We start from the raw sequence: 19,974 nt of genomic DNA on the forward strand, positions 1-19,974 counted from the left end.
CATGGTTAGATCTCGTCGAAATCGATATGATCGTCGTCGGAGAGGAACGACTGGTCGAAGATTTCGTTCCAGGGTATCTCTTCGTCCTCGTCGAGGAGCTCGGTCGCGTACATTGCCTCCTCGACGTTGCGAAGCCCCTCGACGTCGAACGCGCCGGTCGTGTAGTACTCCTCCGGATCGACGTTCTCGATCGCGTTTCGCATGACGTCACTGCTGAACCCTTCCGCACCGGCGCTGAAGATCTCGGCTGCCTCGTCGGGGTCCTCGCGGAGGGTTTCGACTCCCTGGGATCGAGCCTCGAGATACGCTTCGACGGCGTCCGGGTTCTCTTCGACGACGTCCGGATCGACGATGATCGACGTCTGCTGGAAGCGATCGACGTAGTCGCCGGCCCAGAACACGACTTGCCAGGTCTCTTCTTCCTCCTGTTGATCCGAATAGATCGGATCCATGTTCGCTGCTGCATCGATCGCGCCGTCGTCAACAGCCGTCAGACCCTCACCGACACCGCCCATCTCCTGGAACTCAACGCTGTCCGTATCGATCTCGTCGGCGCTTGCGGAGACGAGCGCCGCCGTCGTCTCAGTCACGGAGCCGGCACTCGTGAATCCCATCGAGCCGCCCTCGAGATCTTCGATCGATTCGATATCCGATCCCTGTGGTGCGACCCAGTTGATTTCGTCGACCGTCTGTGTCGCGGCGGCGACTACCACGATCGGCGTCCCGGCGAGATAGGCATTGATCGCCGCCGGGGTCGCGACCTCGCCGAACGGCAGGCCGCCGTCAACGACGTTGCGAACGGTCGTTCCGCCACCTTCCGATCCAACGATGTCGATTTCGATCCCCCCTTCCTGAAAGTAGCCGTTCTCCAATCCAACGTGGTACGGAGCGTTGTACATCAGATCCGGCCAGTGTGTCACAGTTGCTTCGCCGCTGAACGTGCCGTCATCACCGAACCCACCCTCACCACTGACAGTCTCCTCGAGGTCATCGAGGCAGCCGGCAGTTGCACCGATCCCGACCACCGTACTACTCGCTACGAAGGTCCGTCTGGACACCTCCGAGGTACCATGTTGTTCGTTACCCATGTTCGGTTGGAACAGTCTTTCCGTGTATATCGATTGCCCCAATTGAGGTGGGCCCTTTATATCAAGACGGTATATTCGACCGTAGACCCATTGCAACAATACTGAAGACGTCCGTAGACAAGCCGGGGGCGCTGATCCTGATCGACGATCAGTGGACGCGCGGTGACTACATGAATGGCCAATTCGCGTTGGCCAAACGCTAACCCCACAGACTGAAGACGCAGTTGGTATGGGAACTATTGCCGAACAGATACTCCAAGAGGCGACGGGTACCGACGTCACGCCCGGTGAGACGATCAAAGCGCCGGTCGATTTGGCGTTCGGACACGATATGACGCTCCCACCGGCGATAGACGCCTTCGAGCGACTCGATGTTGGGACCGTGTTCGATCCCGACCGGACGGTCGTGATTCCCGATCATCTCGTTCCACCACCGGACGAACAGTCCGTGGAACTCTATGCAGCGTGCGAAGAGTTTGCAAACCGACATGATCTCGAGTTCTATCCGCAGGGTGAACAGGGACAAGAGCACGTCGTTCTTCCCGAAGACGGCTACATCCGTCCGGGAGAGATCGTCGTCGGTGCCGACAGTCACTCGTGTACGCACGGCGCCCTTGGCGCGTACGCGACCGGCGTTGGCAGTACCGATCTCGCGTTCGCGATGGCGTTCGGCTGGCTCTGGTTGCGCGTCCCGAAGACGACCCGGATCGATTACACCGGGACACCGGCTCGATGGGTGACCGGGAAGGATCTCGTTCTCGCAACGCTCGCCGAGCTCGGTGCCGACGGCGCGGTGTATCATGCACTCGAGTTCGGGGGGAGCGCTCTCGCCGACCTGCCGATGGATGCACGGTTCTCAATCGCCAACATGGCGGTCGAAGCGGGTGCGGCGACCGGGCTTGTCGAGCCGGACGACCGCACCAAACGGTACGTTCGCGACCGCGTCGACGAGGCGGACCGCCCGTGTACGTACTACACGCCGACAGCCGATGCGACCTACGCGAACGAACTCACGATCGACTGTGGCGGGCTTGAACCGCAAGTTGCCGTTCCCGAACAGCCGGATAACGTCGTCTCGGTGTCGACCCTCGAGGACGTGGCGATCGATCAAGTCGTTATCGGCTCGTGTACGAACGGCCGACGGCGTGATATGGAACTCGCAGCGGCAGTACTCGAGGATCGGCCCGTGGCGGACGACGTACGACTAATCGTTACGCCCGGCTCGCAAGCCGTTAAACGGACGTGTCTCGAGGAGGGGTGGCTCGAGACGTTTCTCGACGCAGGGGCAACAGTCGAAAGTCCCGGCTGCGGCGCATGTTTCGGCAAGCGGACGGGGGTGCTCGGCGAAGATGAGGTCGCGATTTCGACGACGAACCGAAACTTCCCTGGCCGGATGGGACATCCGACGAGTGCGGTCTACCTTGCGAACCCAGCCGTTGCAGCCGCCAGCGCGACTACCGGTACAATCACGGCACCCGGGACGCTCGCGGGAGCCGCGGAGGTGAGCTGACGTGGGTCGTGCGCACGTCTTCGGCGACGATATCGACACCGACCAGATCATCCCGGCACAGCACACCACGTCGAGCGAGCCCGACCACCTCGCAACGCACGCGATGGCCGGAATCGATACCTCGTTCTCCGATCGGTTCGAGGAAGGAGATATCGTCGTCGCGGGAACGAACTTCGGCTGTGGCTCGAGCCGTGAACACGCAGCTATTGCCCTTCAGGCGGTCGGAGCGGAGGCGGTAGTCGCCGAGTCGTTCGCCCGAATCTTCTATCGGAACGCGATCAATATCGGCCTTCCCGTCCTTCACGTCCCAACTGTTCTCGACCACGTCGACGCGGACGACGAGCTGTCAATCGACGTCGAAGACGGGGTCGTTACGAACACGTCGACGGATGACATCCTCGTCGCCGAATCCCTCCCCCCGTTCGTCCGTCACATTCTGGATTCGGGCGGCCTGATCGAGTACGGACGATCTAACGGCCACCGGAGTCAGTAACACTATCGCTGGGACGTTTTAGTCGACCGGTGTAGCTGTGAACCACGCCCCTTTCACGAATCGAACAGTTCTTCTGCAACCGAGACCGCTTGCTGCGTCTCGAGCGGGCCGCGCTCTTCGAACGCCGCGAGCAGCGTGTCGATTCGCTCGTCGGTCGGCGCGACCCCGGCGCGCTCGAGGATCCCCTTCGCACCGCCCGTTCCGGTTCCGGCGCCGAACAATAGCCGTCGTTCTCCACCGAACCGGGCAGGGTCAAACGGTTCGAAGACTGCAGGCTCCTCGAGCATAACGGCAGTATGGATCCCCGATTCGTGTTCCATCACCTCGTCGCCGAGCAGCGCCTTCCGGCTGTGGACGTCCTCCTCAAGCGTCGACAGCACGGACTGACAGCTCGGCAGGAGGTCGTCGGCACGGACGTCAAACGGCGCCTCGTACTCGAGGTTGCCGATCGCGACGACCTCCTCGAGTGCCGGATTGCCGGCTCGCTCGCCCAAGGAGGCGACGCTGACGTCCGCTTTGCCGACGCCTGCTTCGTAGGCGGCGAATACGTTCGCCGTCGCCACGCCGAGATCGTCGTGAAGATGGACGCCGAGGCGAGCGGGATCGATACGCTGACCGACGGTGTCGAGATACTCCGTTACGGAGGTGGGTGTCGCAGCTCCAACCGTATCTGCAAGCGTTACTATCTCGGCATCAGCAAACCTCGACGCCGCGTCGATAACGCGTTGTGGTTCGGTTCGGAACGCGTCGACGAGCGTGACGTGAGCCGTTGCTCCGTGGTCATTGATCAGGCCGAGGACTCGCTCGAAGCGCTCGAGCATCTCGTCGCGACTGGCACCGATCGCGTGCTCGAGTTGTAGCTCCGAAAGAGGGCCGAAGACCTCGACGACGTCGGCGTCGGCCTCGAGTGCCAGTTCGACGTCCCGTTCGACGGCTCGCGCGATGCCGACGACATCGGCGGTCGTCTCCGAGGCGAGCGTCCGAATCACCTCTTGATCCTTCTCGCCGGTGGCTGGAAACCCGACCTGTAGGTACGAAATTCCCAACTCGTCGAGCGTGAGCCCGGCGTCGATCTTCTGGTCGGCATCGTACGATCGGCCGGGCATCTGGTCACCTTCGCGAAGCGTTACGTCGAGAAGTTCCATTAGATGACACCCTCCTCGATGAGGGTGTCGTACTCTTCGGGTGGGAGATCGAGCTCCTCAAGGTAGACCTCCTCGTTGTGCTCGCCGTGTCTCGGCCCCATGTGTGTGACCTCGCCGGGAGTTCTAGAGAACTTCGGGACGGGGCCGGCGGTACGTACGTCGCCGACATCGTCGTCCTCAACGGATACGATATCATTTCGAGCCTCGTACTGTTCGTCCTCGAAGATATCCGCCATCGTATAGACCGGGCCGACGATCGCATCCGCCGCCTCCATCTCTGTGATCGCCTCGTCGGTAGACCGCTGACGCGTCCACTCCTCGATGACCGCATCGAGTTCGGTAGCGTTGTCGACGCGCTTTTCGTTCGTTTCGAACCGCGGATCGGATATCAGGTCCGCTCGGCCGATCGCGTCCATGACGTTTTCGAAGATACGCTGTGAGGACGCCGACAGCGTCATATAGCCGTCAGCCGTCTCGTAGACGTTTCGCGGAGCCGTGTTTGGGTGTTGGTTCCCGGTACGCTCTCTGATTTCGCCGGTGCGATCGTACGACTCGACGTCCCCGAGAAAGAGCCGGAACAGCGGTTCGTAAAGGCTCACGTCGATCGTCTGTCCGACGCCCGAACCGGTAACGTCGCGTTCGAAGATCGCAAACATTGCGGCTTGAATCGCAAACTGTGCGGCGGAGAGATCAGCAAGACTGATCGGCGGCAGGAGTGGTTCCCGGTCCGGAAAGCCGTTAGCGTGGGCCCATCCGGACAGACCTTCGGCGACGGTTCCGAACCCCGGCTTCTCCGACCGAGGGCCCGTCTGTCCGTACCCCGAGAGTCGAACGACGATCAGCTCCTCGTTGACGGAACGGAGCTGCTTAGGCCCGATCCCCCACCCCTCGAGCGTTCCTGGGCGAAAGTTCTCGAAGAAGATGTCGGCACCCTCGATCAGCTCTAATAACAGTGCAGCACCCCGATCACTGCTCAAATCGAGCGTAACACAGCGCTTGTTCCTCCCGATCGATTTCCACCAGAGCGACACGTCGTCTTGAAACGGCGGCCAGGCGCGAATTGGGTCGCCGTGCTTCGGATGTTCGACCATAATAACATCCGCACCGAAATCAGCGAGCTGTGTCGTTGCGAATCCACCGCTGATCATTCCCGAACAGTCGATCACACGTAGGCCCGAAAGGGGCCCATCCGTTGTGTTAGTCATCGGTCTCTCTGCATAGACCGACCGGACAACTAGGGAAGTATGTTGTACCATCTTCGGTTGGTGATTCATAAGCACCCCACGTCCGGCGATGCGTGTGCGTTCGAAAACCGGTGCAGCGATCCACGATCCCAAACACGGAGATGCTAGGAACGCATAGCCACCCGGACGATGACTCCACCGCGAGACGACTCTTGGGACGCGGCCGCCTACGACGACGATCACTCGTTCGTCTACGAGTACGGGGCAGAGCTCCTCGACGTTCTCGAACCGACTGCGGACGAGCGCGTGCTCGATGTCGGCTGTGGCACGGGACAGCTGACGAACGCGGTCGCCGACCGCGGCGCGACCGCCATCGGGCTCGATCAGTCTATGGAGATGATCGAAACCGCCCGCGAGGCCCACCCAGACTGTTCGTTCGTCCACGCCGATGCAACGGATTTTGCTCCCGAGGAGTCGTTTGACGCAGTCCTCTCGAATGCGGCCTTACACTGGATCGATGACCAGGACGCCGTCCTCGAGACGGTCCGGGACGCGCTCCGCCCGGGCGGGCGGTTCGTCGCCGAACTCGGGGGTACGGGTAACGTTCGGACGGTTGTCGATACTCTGCAAGCCGAACTCGCCGACCGTGGGTACGACGTCGACCACCCGTGGTATTTCCCCTCGGTCGGCGAATATACGCCATGCCTCGAGTCACACGGGTTCGAGGTACGGTCCGCACGACTGTTCGATCGACCGACGGAACTCGAGAACGGCGCGGAGGGTCTAGCAAATTGGATCGAGATGTTCGGCGGCGAGTTCTTCGACGGGATTCCGGACGCCGAGCGTGAGGCCATCATCGAGGCGGTCGAAAACCAGCTCCGACCGGAGTTGTTTCAGGAGGGGTCGTGGGCCGTTGACTATCGGCGACTTCGATTCGTGGCGGTTGCAGACCCAACACGGAGCGACCGATAGCTAGATCCGTTTCCTCCCAATAAAAGGACAGCAACAAGCACCCCTTCGACGGTTATCCCTGTAGTGGTCTGGGACGATGGGCATCTCAGCCACCTCCGTGGTGGCCGCTTAGATACTCGGCGGAACTACGTGTGTCTGTGTGGGAGCCGTCCACGGAATGTAACGGTTCGGGACCACACGTCACGGTCGCTCGAAAGTGAATCACGCGTTCCTCTCGATCGATCGACGCGCCGGCAGTTCCCCGGTATTTATCTCTCGATACGATGGATGTCCAGCTACCACGGGAGTTCAGGATGAATATACGTCACTATATTTTGGGTACGTCGACGGAGGAGCCGACGGTGCCCGTCTACGACCCGATCCTCGCGCTGTTGCCGCTCATCAGCAGTCTCGCGGTGACGAGCTGGCTGGTCTCCCAGCGAGTCGGCTACATCATGACGGGCGCGCTGTTGGTCTCGGTGGCGGCGTACGGAGTGTTGATGCCCGATATCCGGCTGCAGTTCGACGCGGCGTTTCTCGTGCTTATCGGCGGCTACTGGCTGGGACTGCTCGTCCACTACTACTACGCGCCCCACACCGAACTCCTGCAGTATATCGCCGTCACGCCACTGGCGGTGCTTGCGACCGTGGTCGTGCTGCCGGCGTTGATCGATGGCCGACGTCAGACGTTCACGATGGGGCTGACGCTCGTGGCCACCTTGATTGCGCTGATTGGCCTCGCGATGCTCTGGCAGGAACATCAGACAAGTGAAGAGTTATACCGGATTGTTGGCAGCTCTGTGTTCGGAATCGACGGCATCCGCACGACCTCGATCTTCTACAATCCGAACGGCTACGGCTTCGTGATGATGGTCGGCAGCCTCGCGGCGCTGTACACGTTTCTGGCCCGGCGCGGGGCGGTGTGGCTCGGTGCGCTCATGATCTGTTTGCTCGGGTTCGTCCTAAGCGAGGGTGACGCTGCGTTCGTCGGGTTCACCGCTGGCTCGGTGCTCGTTCTCTCGGGATTCGACCGCCGCGTCGGTTTTCTCGGGGTCGCGGTCGCCGCCCTCGGCGTCTACGTGGCGATCCGGCTCGGCCACGTCGGCGAGGTGATGGAGAGCACACTCCTGACCCGTGTCGACCGGTGGGTCGCTTCGCTCGAGCGCCTCGCCGAGGATCCGATGCTCGGGATCGGTTTCGCGGACACAGCTGAGCAGATCGGCGAGTCCAGAGGCCCGCACAACTCCTACATCTACCCCCTGTTGAACACGGGCATCATCGCCGGCAGCCTGTATCTGGGCGCGCTCGTCTACGCGCTGGGCCAGGGGATCCGTACCCGGTGGACGCCCTGGACCGGGTTCGTGGTCGGACTCACCGTCGCGATTTTCCTGTATATGGGGTTCGAATCGCTGTTCCTCGGTGGGCTCAGCCCCTCGTCGATCACCCTGGGGCTGTGTCTGGGCCTCCTGTTGTACTCGCCCGAGGACGACGGGCCGGTCACGGATCTGCGATCGAAGTTTGTTATCCGCTAGACTCCTTTTCGAGTCAGTTGCGGCAAGCGCCGTGACCGCTCGAGTCTTCGACACTGAACACCGCTGGCCACGTTCTCCGCCCCCTCTTTGACCGACGCGGATACGTCGTCCGACCGAGGGCGCCAACCCAGGATCGGTAGCCCGAGCGACGCCCTTCGCGACCGCAAAGTCATCACGTTCGATTCGCTCGAGGACGAGCAACGAGGGCAACCTGTGTAGTGTCACGGTCGTCGACTCACCAGTCGGGACGACACGTCCGATCCAAAACACGACGGGAGAGATTGTTATGAGTGTCGCGATCAAGAATGTGTCAGAACGGCTCAACCGATTCCCTCACAGTGTCCCGAATGTGGCGCCCTGGATATCCACGTGGCGACAGTCTCGCCAAACGACCACGACCGGGGCGAGGCATGGGTGACGCGTGCGGCCTGTGAGGGCTGCGAGGAGTACGTCGAGTGGTTCGACTGAGCACCGACACGCTGCGTGCGCACCACACAGAGAAGTGATCACCTGTCAAGAGAGCCCTCGAGAACCAAACCGGAGAGACGCTGGGCCCCCGTGCGCCTCGCCTCCGAATTGAGGGAGAGTCTCGGAGAGACCGACACCGAGCGCACGCCTACCTCTTCGTCCGGACCCGGGGCGAGTCGAGCCGCTGTAGTTTGGGGCTCAGCCCCGCCTCGATCCTGCTGGGGTGTGTCTCGTTGTTGTACTCGCCTGACGCCCAATCACTGATCGCCACTCACCGTTCGCCAGTCGGTGATCGCAGCGAGCACCGCCAGGTGATCCGAAGCCGTCTACCAAATCCTGCGCTCACTTCGCCGCGCTGAAAAACAGTGCCGCGCCGTAGCGCTCGAACTGGACCCTCCGAAAGCCACTCTCTAAAAGAAGGTCGCGAAGCGCCTCGCGCTCGAACACGTGCGCGCCGAGCGTCTGCTTCAGTCCGTACTGCGTGGCGGGCAGGGCCAGGGGCCCGTCCGCGCTGAGCGTGGTGCCGGCAACCCGCCCGTCGGGGACCAGCACGCGGTGGATCTCCGCGACGGTCGTTGGAATATCCGCGAACAGGTGGAGCGCCCAGCCACAGGCGACGCCCTCGAACGCCTCGTCCTCGAAGCAGAGCTCCTCGGCGTTCATTCGCGCAACGACCACGTTGTCACGCCCGTCTCGTGTGGCGTCCCGCCGGGCGCGTCGTAACATCTCCAGCGAGAGGTCGATCCCCCAGACGGCGGCCGCGTCGGCGGCGAGCACGCGCGTCAATCGCCCGGTGCCACAGGCCACGTCGAGGACGTCGGCCCCGGCGACGTCCAGCGCCTCAACGATCGTCGCCCGGTCATCGATGGGGGCGCGTGGGCCGCCGGTCAGACGATACAGCGCGGGAAACCACAGCGGCGTTTCGTAGATCGACGCCAGCGCGTCGAACACCGAGGGGGAGGCTGGCTGCTCGACGGGGGCCGGAAAGCGGGGGATCCCGTCGACGACCGGTACCGTTTCGCTACAGGCCGGACAGTGGAGCGCGTCGGCCCGGGACGCCAGTGGCGCCTCACAGGCGGGGCAGGTGGGTGTCACCCCGGTCTGGGTCGGATCGACCATAGCTGCTGTACGGGCGGCAGGCACTAAACGCTCGACCCCGAGACCGACGGGTCAGCGTGGACTGGCCCGCTTCGTCTCGAGGACCGGAGTGAGGGCACACGGCGCACACACCGAGGCTGTCCTGGGATCAGCCTCCCGATCGTGGTGACCTCGGCGAGCGGTACAGACAGGTGGAGTCGGAAACGGCGTCGCAATCGGTCTCACCGATAGCTGGCAAGAACTGTGTGCGAAAGCCAGCGCCTGAGTTCGACACGCCAGCTCCGTCTGTGTCACGCAGAAGCCAGTGACCCAGCCGTTCGGGAGAGCTGCGAGCTGCCCGTCGTCTCTGGCCTACACGCCGTTGCAACTGATCGAACCGCAGGTCGTTCAAATGAGGGGGCTGAACGAGCTCACAGTGTAATCGGTGGTTCGAGATCGGGATCAGCATCAATGATGGCTGCAAGCTGGGGCTGTAACTGATCGAACTGGGGCGTTGGCTCCACCAGTTGCTGTTCCTGATCGTAGTGGACGACCGATTGGGCCGCTAACTTCGGGAGATGCACGTGGTGTAGCGCCAGCCGAATCTGTCTTGATTCCGCTTCGGGAACCTCCCTAAGAGGCGTGTGATGGTTGTGTTTGGAGATCAGCTTCGTGAGATCGGTTACCGTTACCGACCGCGTCTCGTGAGCGAGTGTTGCGAGGACGATGCGACGGTGTTGCTTTTGACACAGGTCGAGAACCGTGTCGAACTCGGTAGTAGGCCCAACCACGAACGAACAACTGGCCCCCCATATAAGAGGATGAGTACTGTATAGTACTACCTCGGGTGGGGGCGCCCAGACAGTACTAAGGGTTACTCCTCAGTATCGTCCTCATCCGGGTGGCTGATCGTCAACGTACTCGTGATGAGGTTGTTGTGTGCAGCGCGAAATCGGTTCGAGAGTGTCTGCTGGGCCACCCCCATCTGGTCTGCCAGGTCACGCATCGTCACCGCTCGTGGGGACTCGTAGTAGCCTGCCTCGAGCGCAGTGACCAGCGTCTCGCGTTGTGTCGGTGTGAGATCGTACTGGGCGCTCGCTATCGGCTGTTCCTGTTCCTGGATCGATTTGAGTTCGTACGAGATGTCGTTTTCAGTGCAGTACTCCTGAAACTCCGAGAGAGAGTCCTGATTGTCGAATCGCATCCGCAGTTCCCAGTCCTCGGCTTTCCCGGTTGCTTGTATGATCGTCGTCCCGAGTTCGACGTATGCATAGACGATGGTCTCGACGTTTTCGGTCCACTCGCCGCGGTACAGTTTCGCCCCGTCTACTTCGTCAATACTGGTCGTGTTCGTCACGGAGTCATCGTCCTGAAACGCCGCTTCGAACGCCGCGAGGTCGTCGCCACTCACCCAGAAGTACGGCATAACCCGATCTTCCATCGTCGCCACAACCTGCTCGATCTCGACGACCATCTCTGGCGCCGCTGTGAGTGCGTGGTGCAATGCGAAATCATCCGATTTGACGGAGAACTCGGCAATAATACTCATGCCGTCAACTGGTGGCCAGCCATAATAAGTCGCCGTCAACGCACCTGTGCGATCCGGCCGAGTGGTGGTCGTCAGTCCGGCGTCGAGGCAGGACTCGGCAGCCAGTTCGTCCCGCCCGTACAGCCGGTGTGTCCTCAATCCGACTATCCAAGCGGGGATCGGCCTCGAGACGCCCTCACCGGCCGCTGCTCGCCGGAGTGACCGCCCCGCGGCCCGGGGCCGGCCTCGCACCCACGGCGAACCCCATCCAGAGCGAAAATACACGCTTATATGCCGTGCGACGCCTGCGTAAAGCGTCGGGAGAAGCAGGACGGAGCGCCAGAGTCTTCCGTGACACACCATATCGGTCCATCGATCCGTCCTCTCGCTTTTCCCGACTTCCTGGGAGAACCACGTAGTGGGTCGGGTAGAACGCACATCGTGCCCGGAGGTGCTCGACGACCGGTGACGGACCAGCACGGTTGTGCGCCGGTGTCAGCGGGTGAGATGCGGATAGGCGCCCACGCGTTCACGATCGCCGGCGGTCGGTCTCTGGGTGCGCTCGTCTGCGTGCTGGGAGAGAGCATCAAAAAACGGTGGCTACCATGAAACGTCGTTGTCGTTGCGCTCACGGTGACGGCCTTTTGTTACAGGGGTTCGGGTCGCTTTTTTGGGTGGACTTAGCCCGCCTTGATCCGCCTCGGGCTGTTGCTGTACTCGCCTACAGCCGATGGCTCGATCGCCACAAGCGCCGCAACTGCTCTTGCCGACTACGACTGAATCGGAACGGAGACTCGCCGAGCAACAGACCCCCCTGGGTACTTGACGTCGGCCCTGCGGTCGATCAGTTCGAGTGCTTCGACTGTAAAACGGTGGCTCATATGAAACGATCGCCAACGGATCCATGATCTCTGAACCGTCACGTGCGGTGATGGCTTGCTGGCCCGGACGAGACGTCTCGTTCTCAGTCCGGCGTCTCGGGTACAGTGTGCTCGGACGCGATCCGGTCGGCGGCGTTGAGCAGCCGGGTACAATACTGCCGTCGATCGTCGCCGTGGATCGGATGCCCGTGAATCGGTGCGATGAACGAGACGTCGTACCTGGCAAAGATCTCGTCGAGCGCATCGCGTAGCTTCGGTGGATCGACGTATCGGAGCCAGACGAGGTTGTGACGGTGATACTCGTAGATCGCGGTCTCGGTGATCCCGTCGTCGAAGCCACTGGAGACCGTGTCGCAGTCGCCCGGCTCGTGATAGCTGCCGAACCCGTCGGCGGTAAACAGGACCTCGGATCCGTGATCGTAGATCCACGTCGTGTGTGACCGATCGGCCAGCGGCGGATCGATGAAGCTGAACCGCCGTCCACAGACCTCGAGCGACCCGCCGATCGTACACCGACGCGCATCGGCGAGTCCCTGGAGCTCGGGTGAGCCCGACGACGCGACGAGTTCGACCTCTCCCCACTCGTCACGGAACGCCGAAATGTTCCCGGAGTGGGGATAGTCGGAATGCGAGAGAACGATCGCATCGATTCCATCGCCGCCAGTCGCCCTCTCGAGGCGGGTTCTGATATCCGTCCGGTGGTAGAACGATCCCGAATCGATCAGGATCGATCGGTCGCCGTGCTCGATGAGATACACCGAGACGTGTTCGTGGCGCTCCTCGTGTGGGTAACACACATTGATCCAGCGGACGTCGTCAGTGAGTTCGATCGTGGTGGTGTCTGTCATAGTCAGCCGAGGGTACCGATGCGTTCCCGTCGCTGGATCTCTTCGACGACGCCTTTCAGTTGGTCCATGTACGCAAGTGCATCGTCGCGGATCACGAGCCCGTGGGACGGGAGGATCCATGCGGGGTCGTAATAGCGTTTCAGCCGGTCGATCTCGCGCTGGACCTTGTCGACATCGACGTACTGGTGCCAGAACAGCACGCGGCCGTGAAACTGCAGGAGCCGCGTCCCATCGAGGTCGTGCTCGAGTTCGTCGACGAACCGAAGCTGCTCGCTCGCGTGGTGGGGAAAGCCGAGCCAGTCGACCGGGAAGAGCATCTCCTCGGTCCGTTCGCTCATCCACAGGGAGACGGGCGCGTCGAGAAACGTCGCCTCGTGAAAGTCGACGACGAAGGAGCCGAGATCGATCGAATCACCCTCGCCGACGAGAAGAGCGTCGTCCAGGCGGTAGAGCTCGTGGTCGTCGCCGTACCGCGGCGCGACGAGCTCGGCCCCGTGCTCGGCCATGATCGCGGGCGCGTTGCCGGCGTGTGGGACGTCGGGATGTGAGACGACGAGGTACTCGAGGGGCTCGTCCAGGAGGGCGTCGAGTTCGGCGAGGACGTGCTCCGTGCTCGCTGGCGAGAGCGTGTCGAACAGGAGGCTGTGCTCGGCGCCGTCGATCAGGTACGCACACTGCGGGATGTACACCGGGTCGTCCGGATCGTACCAGTCAGGGATCGGCTCCATCGCCTCGATCATCCCGCTGCGATCCGGCCCCTCCTCGTACAGCCAGTACACGTCCGGCAGTATCTCTCGTGAGTTCGTCATGAGCTAGTCAGGTCGTACTCCGGAAGCAGTTGGAGGAAGCGCGCCGTTGTCTCGATCCCGTTGCGGAAACAGTCGAGGTCGAGGTGTTCATCGGGCGCGTGGTTGCTCTCGTCGGGGTTTGCGTACGGGACGACGAGGACCGGGACGTCGAGCTCGGATCGGAAGTACGACGCCGGCAGGCTGCCACCGAGCAGCGGCATCTCGACCGGCTCGCGCTCCCAGACCGTCTGCAACGCGTTCGCAAGCGGCGCCGCGGCCGGCGTCCCGAGTGGCGTTTTCATCGGCGGGAACGTCCCCATCTTCGTCACCTCGACGTCCGGGTTTCGGGCGGTGACATGAGAGACGATGCGCTCGAACACCCGGTCGGGATCCTGGTCGGGGACGAGCCGGCAGTCGAGCTTCGCGGTCGCCTGGTGTGGGATAATCGTTTTCTTCCCCTCGCCGTCGTAGCCGCTCGAGAGCCCGTTGATCGTCAGCGTGGGTTCGAGCAGGAGCCGCTCGTAGTAGGGGTTGTCGGTGGCGAACCGGTCGATCCCGATCTCCGCGGTCAGGGCCGCCTCGTCGAACGGGACAGCGGCTGCGAGCTCGCGGTCCTCCGGCGAGATCGCGACGTGCTCGTGAAAGCCGTCGATGGTGACTGTATCCCCGTCGTACATCGACGCGAGCAGTTCGACGAGTTCGTTGGCGGCGTTCGGAACGGGACCGCCGAAGTTCCCGGAATGGAGGTCGTCAGCGGCCGTCTCGAGATCGAGCTGTGCCGAGAGGATACCTCGGTTCCCGTAGATGATCGTCGGCCGACGGGAGGGATGCATCGGTCCGTCCGCGACGTAGACGAGGTCCACGTCCGCGAGTTCAGCCGGCTCGTCGGTGAGATAGTCGATGAGCCCGACGCTGCCGTTCTCCTCGTCCCCTTCGAACAGCAGTTTGACGTTCACCGGCGGGCCGTCGGTGACCGCGTCGAGCGCGTCGACCGCGAAGACGTGTGTGAGGAGTTGCCCCTTATTATCGCCACTCCCGCGAGCGTAGATGGAGCCGTCGCGTACGGTCGGCTCGAACGGCGGGGACGTCCACCGCTCCCGCGCGCCCGGCGGCTGGACGTCGTAATGTCCGTAGAACGCGACCGTGGGAAGAGACTCGTCGTGGACACGCTCGGCGTACACGATCGGGTGGCCGTCGGTTTCGATGCGTCTCGGCTCGTCGAACCCACGCGCTTCGAGGATCGATGCGAGCAGTGTCGCACAGGTGTCCATCCCGTTGCCGGTGACGCTGATACTCGGCTGGGCGAGCAGGTCGAACAGCTCCCCGCGATAGTCCGCCAGCCGCTCGTCGATCGTCGCTTCGAGCGCATCAGTCATGGCGATCACCTTGCTCGCTGCGGATCCGATCGGCGAAGCCGGCCACGAGACGTCCGGTGACGTCCTCGCCGAGCTCGCGGGTGGCGTAGGTCGGATCACCCATGTGGCCCAGCTCCGTGAACTCGTCGAGCCCGTGGGTTGTCAGCGCCGATGTCGAGACGTCGCCCGTATATCCCTCCACGAACTCCGTTTCGTCGACGAGATCGGGGCGTAAGTCGAGTACCGACGCGGTGACAGCGGCACCACCGTGCCCTCTGGCGGTTTCGGGGATATCGAACGCCTCGAGGCTCTCTAAGAGCGGCTCGATCAGCAACTCCTTGTCGAGAAGGGTGATGAGCTCGGCGTCGAGTTCGTCGGCGAGCCGGGGGAGAATAGCGTTCAACGCCGGGAAGTTTCCGCCGTGCATCGAGAAGACGGCGATATACTCGAACCCGTGTTCGTCGAGGCTGTAACAGTAATCCTCGAAGACGCGCATCAGTGTCTCGGGGCGGTAGCTGATCGTCCCGGCAAACCCCATATGGTGGTCCGAGCAGCCCGGTCTGATCACGGGGGCGACGAGCGCGTTGCCGAGTTCTCTGGCGACCTCCATCCCGATCGCCTCCGCCCAGCCGGCGTCTTTCAGGATCCCGAGGTGGGGTCCGTGTTGCTCGACGGATCCTGCGGGGACGAGGGCCGTCGTCACGTCGTTTTCCAGCGCCGATTCGATTTCCGTCCATGTGAGCTGCTCGAGCAGCACTGATCTGGGTGTCGTCATACTAGTTGTAGAGTTCGTGGTCGGTTGTGTCGGTCTCGTCATACAGCACGCAGCGGGCCTGGTGGCCGTGGCCGTCCGCAGTCTCGTACATCGGAGGTTCCCCGTCTTGACAACGCGGCATCGCTGCCGGACAGCGATCATAAAAGCGACACTGCGACGGAACCTCGACGAGGTCCGGCACCTCGCCCGAGAGTTCGACGGGCTCGCGCTCGACGTCCGGATCGATGATCGGCATCGAGCCCACCAGCGCCTTTGTGTACGGGTGTTTCGGGTTGTTGATGATGTCGTCGGCCGTGCCGACCTCGACGATCTTTCCGGCGTACATGATCCCGATCCGATCGCAGATGTGTTTCAACAAGGAAAGGTCGTGACTGATGTAGACGGCCGTGAGGCCGAACTCCGCCTGCAGCTCCTTGAAGAGATCGAGAAGGCTTGCTCGGATGCTGACGTCTAACATGCTCGCAGGCTCGTCGGCCAGCAGGAACGACGGATCGAGCACGAGCGCTCGTGCAATGCCGACGCGCTGTCGCTCGCCGCCGCTGAGTTCCGAGGGATACTCGTCGGCGTAGGCTTGAGCTGGCTGCAAGCCGGCCCGCTCCAGCGTCTCGTACACCTTGCTCTCCCGCTCTTCAGCCGATCCGATACCGTGGATGTCGAGGGGTTCTTTCACCCAGTTGAATACCTTCCAGCGCGGGTTGAGTGACTGATAGGGGTCCTGGTGAATGATCTGTGCCTCGCGGCGAAACGCCATGAGCTCCGCCTTGTCGAGATCGGTGATCTCGTCGCCGTCGAACCAGATGCGGCCGTTCGTCGGCTCGTGGAGACGGATCGCGGTTTTGCCGAGCGTCGTCTTCCCGCATCCTGACTCCCCCGCAAGTCCGAAGGCCTCGCCGTCGCGGATCGTCAACGAGACGCCGTCGACCGCGTGGACGTGCTCTTGGTCACCCGGATTAAGCACTCGCGAGACGAGGCCGGTGTTGACCGGGAAGTGTTGTTCGAGCCCCTCGATCGCCAACTTCGCGTCGGGGTGTGAGGGGTCGAGCCGTCGTGACGGCTCAGTCATCGCTGGCACCTCCGGCAGGCGACTGGGCCGGCTCCTCCGTCTCTGCGACCTGCTGCCACGTCTCTTTTCTCGCGGCCTCCTCCCGAAGCAACGGTGCCTCGTCGGCACGATGGCATTCGACGATGTGCCCGTCGTCGAACTCTCGCGGCTCGGGCGTCTCCTCCCAGCACTCCTCTTCGGCGAACGGACACCGCGGCGCAAACCGGCAGCCTTCGTCTGGGTCGACGACGTCCGGTGGCGTGCCCGGGATCGAAATCAGCTCCTGATCGTCTGCTGTGATATCCGGGAACGCGTTCCGAAGGCCCAGCGTGTAGGGATGCCGCGGATTCTTGATGATCGTGTCCGCGTCAGCGTACTCGACGAGCCGCCCGCCGTACATCACGGCGATCGTATCGCACGACTCCGAGACGACCGACATGTCGTGTGTGATCATGATCATCGCGGTATCGAACTCGTCCTGCAGTTCCTCGATCGTCCGGAGGATACGATCCTGGATTACGACGTCGAGCGCCGTCGTCGGCTCGTCCGCGAGGATGAGCGACGGCTTCACGGCGAGCGCCAGTGCGATCATCGCTCGCTGTGCCATCCCACCTGAAAACTGGTGGGGATAGTCGTCGACGCGATCCTCGTCAAGGCCGAGTTCGTCGAACAGGTCGCGTGCTCGCCCCCAGGCCTCGGCATCGCTCGTCTCGGGTTCGTGGACCTGAATGGCTTCGACGATCTGGTTGCCGACCGTATACACCGGATCGAAGCCGTTCATCGCGTTCTGCGGGACCATCGAGATCTCCTTCCAGCGGATCCGGTTGCGGATCTCTCGCATCGAGAGGTCGGTGAGATCCGCGCCTTTGTACCGGATCTCGCCGTCAACGATTTCCGCGTTGTCCGGCAGTAGCTTGATCAGCGACTTTGCGACGGTCGTCTTTCCGCTTCCGCTCTCACCGACCAAGCCCAACGTCTCGTTCTCGTCCAACTCGAGGTTGATGCCGTCGGCAGCCTGAACCCAGCCGTCTTCCGTTCGATAATACGTTTTGAGGTCGTCGAGTTCGAGTAGTGTCATAGGTTATGCAGTTCTCCGGGGGTGTGTGGGGTCCGAATCAGTTGTTTCGGGACGATACCACTGGCGGCCCGCTCGAGCGGCGGGCAAGCCCGGCTCTGGACTCGCACGGAAACGCACCGTGAGAGACCGAAGAGAGTGACCGGCCGCGGAACCCACACGGGTTGGGAGCCGCCCGATCGGCTGTGATCACTCGGCATGGCGTAGTTCAGGGTTGGTAACCCGTTCGAGCGTTCGGCCGATGAAGAACACCGACATCACCATGATCATGATCGAGACACCTGGCGGAACGACCCACCACCACGCGAACCGGATCGCGTCGGCGGTGTACGCCTCGAACAGCATCTGGCCCCACGACATCATCGCCGGGTCGCCGAAGCCGAGGAACGCAATACTCGCCTCCGCGATGACTGCCCAGGCGACCGAGAATGCTCCGTAGAGGAACGCTAACGGCAACACGTTCGGCAGGATGTGTCGGTACATGATTCGAAGATTGCTCGCCCCGACCGCCTGTGCGGATTCGACGTACGGCCGTTGCTTGTGTGAGAGGACCTGGGACCGGATGACCCGCGCGGTGGATCGCCACAATAGCAGGGCGATCACGATGATGATCGAGAGGAGGCTCGGCCCCATCAAGAAGACGAGCACGATCACGAACGGGAGGAACGGTAACCCATACGCGATATCGGTGATTCGCATCAGGAGATCGTCGACCCATCCGCCGTAGTAGCCGCTTATCAGTCCGACGTTCACGCCGATAGTCACCGCCATGAACGCGGCCAGGAAGCCGACGATCAAGGAGACGCGCGCACCGACCATAAGCTGCGAGAGGACGTCACGGCCCATGTTCGTCGTCCCGAGCGGGTGTTCGGCCGACGGCGCATCGAGGCGGAGCGTCGTCCCGTCGTCACCGCGGTTGATTTCCGTGGGCTCGTGGGGAACGACAAGCGGGGCGAACAGTCCCGTGAGGGCGAAGACGAGCAAGATCGCGAGCCCGGCTTGCCCCATGCGGTCGTCCCGAAAGACGTCGACCAGCATCGAACCGGTTCGTTTCCCGGACTCGATCAGGCGGGACCGGGCGCTCGCTTGATCGGTCGCATCCAGCGTCTCTGCGTTTCGATCGAGTTCTGCCACGGTCAGATCACCTCCGTCTCCGAGCGACGGCTCCACTGTCCGTCCGCACGCAGGTTCCGAATCATATCTTGTTGTCGTCTTATTTGATCAATCATACTGCACCCTCGGATCGAGGTATACATACGCCAAGTCTGCGATGAAATTCATGAAGATCACAACCGACCCCATGAGGAAGAACGTCCCCATCGCCATCGGATAATCGTTGTACGTGACCGATTCGATCATCTCTCGTCCCATACCGGGCCAGTTGAAGACGGTCTCGATGATTAGCGAGCCGCCGATCGCCGTGCCCGAGACGATAGCCGCGACGGTAACGATCGGTAGAATCGAGTTCCGTGCGGCGTGTCTGTAAAGGATACGACGCTCGGGTAGGCCTTCGGCCTTCTTGACCTCGATGAAGTCGGCCTTCAGGATGTCCATCATCGTGTTCCGCATCAGGAGCAACGGGGTTGCCATGTAGTAGATCGCTCCCGCGAGCACCGGTAACACCATGTGATAGACGAAGTCCGCCGAGAAGTACCGCTCACCGAACGAGCCGATCTCCGCACCGACAGAGCGCATGCCACCCGACGGGAACCAGCCGAGCCAGAACGCGAAGATCGACAGTAACACGATCCCGGTCCAGAACTCCGGCGACGAGCGTGCAACGAGGCCAGCGACGATTCCGACCTTCTCGACCTTCTTTCCGCGGTACCACCCGAGGAGCGCACCGAAGGTGATTCCGAGGATGTACGCAACGATCAGGGCAGTCCCCATCAGTAGGATCGTATTCCAGAACTTCACGACCAGAACGTCCCAGACCGGCTCACTGTATCGAAACGAGGTTCCGAAATTACCGCTCAATAACTGCGTTATATACTCGACGTACTGAACGTGGAGGGGTTGGTCGAGTCCAAGTCGTGCGATCTCCCGTTCGCGTTGCTCGCCGGTGAGCCCGTCCATCACGAACATGGACGTCGGATCACCGGGTGCGACCCGAAACAGGACGAAGATTATCGTAAGAAACGCCCAGTAGGTGACGAGAAGCTGGAATATTCGCCGAACGATGTATTCTCGTAGTCCCATTGTTGATTACTCTATAGTAGGGGTTGATCGCTGCT

Annotated in this window: 18 protein-coding genes; 4 read left to right on the top strand and 14 right to left on the bottom strand. The window is 62.1% G+C overall.

Annotated elements, in window-relative coordinates; translation table 11 throughout:
- Window positions 1–5: 5 nt before the first annotated feature.
- Window positions 6–1,088, bottom strand: coding sequence for an ABC transporter substrate-binding protein (locus QA609_RS15545; protein ID WP_278303519.1), 1,083 nt, complete (start codon window positions 1,086–1,088; stop codon window positions 6–8).
- Between the two features lie 229 nt (window positions 1,089–1,317).
- Between QA609_RS15545 and QA609_RS15550 the strand changes: the two genes are divergently transcribed.
- Together QA609_RS15550 and QA609_RS15555 are read left to right on the top strand one after the other, a co-directional pair.
- Window positions 1,318–2,598: a 3-isopropylmalate dehydratase large subunit gene (locus QA609_RS15550; RefSeq protein ID WP_278303520.1), complete on the top strand. Its 1,281-nt coding sequence runs from the start codon at window positions 1,318–1,320 to the stop codon at window positions 2,596–2,598.
- Window position 2,599: 1 nt separating this feature from the next.
- Window positions 2,600–3,091, top strand: a complete 492-nt coding sequence (locus QA609_RS15555; RefSeq protein ID WP_278303521.1) for a 3-isopropylmalate dehydratase small subunit — start codon at window positions 2,600–2,602, stop codon at window positions 3,089–3,091.
- 53 nt (window positions 3,092–3,144) lie between these two features.
- Here QA609_RS15555 and QA609_RS15560 read toward each other — a convergent pair whose 3' ends face one another.
- Window positions 3,145–4,236: a LeuA family protein gene (locus tag QA609_RS15560; RefSeq protein ID WP_278303522.1), complete on the bottom strand. Its 1,092-nt coding sequence runs from the start codon at window positions 4,234–4,236 to the stop codon at window positions 3,145–3,147.
- Window positions 4,236–5,573, bottom strand: a complete 1,338-nt coding sequence (locus QA609_RS15565; protein ID WP_278303523.1) for a CoA transferase — start codon at window positions 5,571–5,573, stop codon at window positions 4,236–4,238. Before QA609_RS15565 ends, QA609_RS15560 begins: the two co-directional genes overlap by 1 nt.
- A gap of 36 nt (window positions 5,574–5,609) precedes the next feature.
- Between QA609_RS15565 and QA609_RS15570 the strand changes: the two genes are divergently transcribed.
- A complete protein-coding gene (locus QA609_RS15570; RefSeq protein ID WP_278303524.1) occupies window positions 5,610–6,392 on the top strand; it encodes a class I SAM-dependent methyltransferase in 783 nt (260 codons plus the stop codon).
- Between the two features lie 314 nt (window positions 6,393–6,706).
- Window positions 6,707–7,903 carry an O-antigen ligase domain-containing protein gene (locus tag QA609_RS15575; protein WP_278303525.1) on the top strand — a complete coding sequence of 399 codons (1,197 nt, stop codon included), beginning with the start codon at window positions 6,707–6,709 and terminating at the stop codon, window positions 7,901–7,903.
- A gap of 810 nt (window positions 7,904–8,713) precedes the next feature.
- Here QA609_RS15575 and QA609_RS15580 read toward each other — a convergent pair.
- The 11 genes from QA609_RS15580 to QA609_RS15630 form a co-directional block, all read right to left on the bottom strand.
- Window positions 8,714–9,490 carry a methyltransferase domain-containing protein gene (locus tag QA609_RS15580; RefSeq protein WP_278303526.1) on the bottom strand — a complete coding sequence of 259 codons (777 nt, stop codon included), beginning with the start codon at window positions 9,488–9,490 and terminating at the stop codon, window positions 8,714–8,716.
- A 389-nt stretch (window positions 9,491–9,879) separates the two neighbouring features.
- Window positions 9,880–10,239, bottom strand: coding sequence for a hypothetical protein (locus tag QA609_RS15585; RefSeq protein WP_278303527.1), 360 nt, complete (start codon window positions 10,237–10,239; stop codon window positions 9,880–9,882).
- Between the two features lie 83 nt (window positions 10,240–10,322).
- Window positions 10,323–10,997: a bacterio-opsin activator domain-containing protein gene (locus QA609_RS15590; protein WP_278303583.1), complete on the bottom strand. Its 675-nt coding sequence runs from the start codon at window positions 10,995–10,997 to the stop codon at window positions 10,323–10,325.
- Window positions 10,998–11,940: 943 nt separating this feature from the next.
- Window positions 11,941–12,705 (bottom strand): MBL fold metallo-hydrolase, encoded by a 765-nt coding sequence (locus QA609_RS15595; RefSeq protein ID WP_278303528.1) that lies wholly within the window; start codon window positions 12,703–12,705, stop codon window positions 11,941–11,943.
- 2 nt (window positions 12,706–12,707) lie between these two features.
- Window positions 12,708–13,514: an MBL fold metallo-hydrolase gene (locus tag QA609_RS15600; protein ID WP_278303529.1), complete on the bottom strand. Its 807-nt coding sequence runs from the start codon at window positions 13,512–13,514 to the stop codon at window positions 12,708–12,710.
- Window positions 13,511–14,869 carry a M20/M25/M40 family metallo-hydrolase gene (locus QA609_RS15605; RefSeq protein ID WP_278303530.1) on the bottom strand — a complete coding sequence of 453 codons (1,359 nt, stop codon included), beginning with the start codon at window positions 14,867–14,869 and terminating at the stop codon, window positions 13,511–13,513. The genes QA609_RS15600 and QA609_RS15605 overlap by 4 nt, the downstream gene beginning before the upstream one ends.
- A complete protein-coding gene (locus QA609_RS15610) occupies window positions 14,862–15,623 on the bottom strand; it encodes a creatininase family protein (protein WP_278303531.1) in 762 nt (253 codons plus the stop codon). The genes QA609_RS15605 and QA609_RS15610 overlap by 8 nt, the downstream gene beginning before the upstream one ends.
- A 1-nt stretch (window position 15,624) precedes the next feature.
- A complete protein-coding gene (locus tag QA609_RS15615; RefSeq protein ID WP_278303532.1) occupies window positions 15,625–16,686 on the bottom strand; it encodes an ABC transporter ATP-binding protein in 1,062 nt (353 codons plus the stop codon).
- On the bottom strand, window positions 16,679–17,743 hold the full coding sequence (locus tag QA609_RS15620; protein ID WP_278303533.1) for an ABC transporter ATP-binding protein: 1,065 nt from the start codon (window positions 17,741–17,743) through the stop codon (window positions 16,679–16,681). Before QA609_RS15620 ends, QA609_RS15615 begins: the two co-directional genes overlap by 8 nt.
- 186 nt (window positions 17,744–17,929) lie before the next feature.
- Window positions 17,930–18,874, bottom strand: a complete 945-nt coding sequence (locus tag QA609_RS15625) for an ABC transporter permease (RefSeq protein ID WP_278303534.1) — start codon at window positions 18,872–18,874, stop codon at window positions 17,930–17,932.
- An 87-nt stretch (window positions 18,875–18,961) separates the two neighbouring features.
- A complete protein-coding gene (locus tag QA609_RS15630; protein ID WP_278303535.1) occupies window positions 18,962–19,939 on the bottom strand; it encodes an ABC transporter permease in 978 nt (325 codons plus the stop codon).
- Window positions 19,940–19,974: the final 35 nt, after the last annotated feature.

The sequence above is a fragment of the Natronococcus sp. A-GB7 genome, assembly GCF_029688865.1.
Taxonomy (GTDB): domain Archaea; phylum Halobacteriota; class Halobacteria; order Halobacteriales; family Natrialbaceae; genus Natronococcus.

Bases quoted from the DNA above. Each gene is read 5' to 3' on its own strand.
- QA609_RS15545 (WP_278303519.1), bottom strand. From the start codon at position 1,088: ATGGGTAACGAACAACATGGTACCTCGGAGGTGTCCAGACGGACCTTC.
- QA609_RS15580 (WP_278303526.1), bottom strand. From the start codon at position 9,490: ATGGTCGATCCGACCCAGACCGGGGTGACACCCACCTGCCCCGCCTGT.
- QA609_RS15600 (WP_278303529.1), bottom strand. From the start codon at position 13,514: ATGACGAACTCACGAGAGATACTGCCGGACGTGTACTGGCTGTACGAG.
- QA609_RS15630 (WP_278303535.1), bottom strand. From the start codon at position 19,939: ATGGGACTACGAGAATACATCGTTCGGCGAATATTCCAGCTTCTCGTC.
- QA609_RS15595 (WP_278303528.1), bottom strand. From the start codon at position 12,705: ATGACAGACACCACCACGATCGAACTCACTGACGACGTCCGCTGGATC.
- QA609_RS15610 (WP_278303531.1), bottom strand. From the start codon at position 15,623: ATGACGACACCCAGATCAGTGCTGCTCGAGCAGCTCACATGGACGGAA.
- QA609_RS15570 (WP_278303524.1), top strand. From the start codon at position 5,610: ATGACTCCACCGCGAGACGACTCTTGGGACGCGGCCGCCTACGACGAC.
- QA609_RS15550 (WP_278303520.1), top strand. From the start codon at position 1,318: ATGGGAACTATTGCCGAACAGATACTCCAAGAGGCGACGGGTACCGAC.
- QA609_RS15590 (WP_278303583.1), bottom strand. From the start codon at position 10,997: ATGAGTATTATTGCCGAGTTCTCCGTCAAATCGGATGATTTCGCATTG.
- QA609_RS15615 (WP_278303532.1), bottom strand. From the start codon at position 16,686: ATGACTGAGCCGTCACGACGGCTCGACCCCTCACACCCCGACGCGAAG.
- QA609_RS15560 (WP_278303522.1), bottom strand. From the start codon at position 4,236: ATGGAACTTCTCGACGTAACGCTTCGCGAAGGTGACCAGATGCCCGGC.
- QA609_RS15605 (WP_278303530.1), bottom strand. From the start codon at position 14,869: ATGACTGATGCGCTCGAAGCGACGATCGACGAGCGGCTGGCGGACTAT.
- QA609_RS15620 (WP_278303533.1), bottom strand. From the start codon at position 17,743: ATGACACTACTCGAACTCGACGACCTCAAAACGTATTATCGAACGGAA.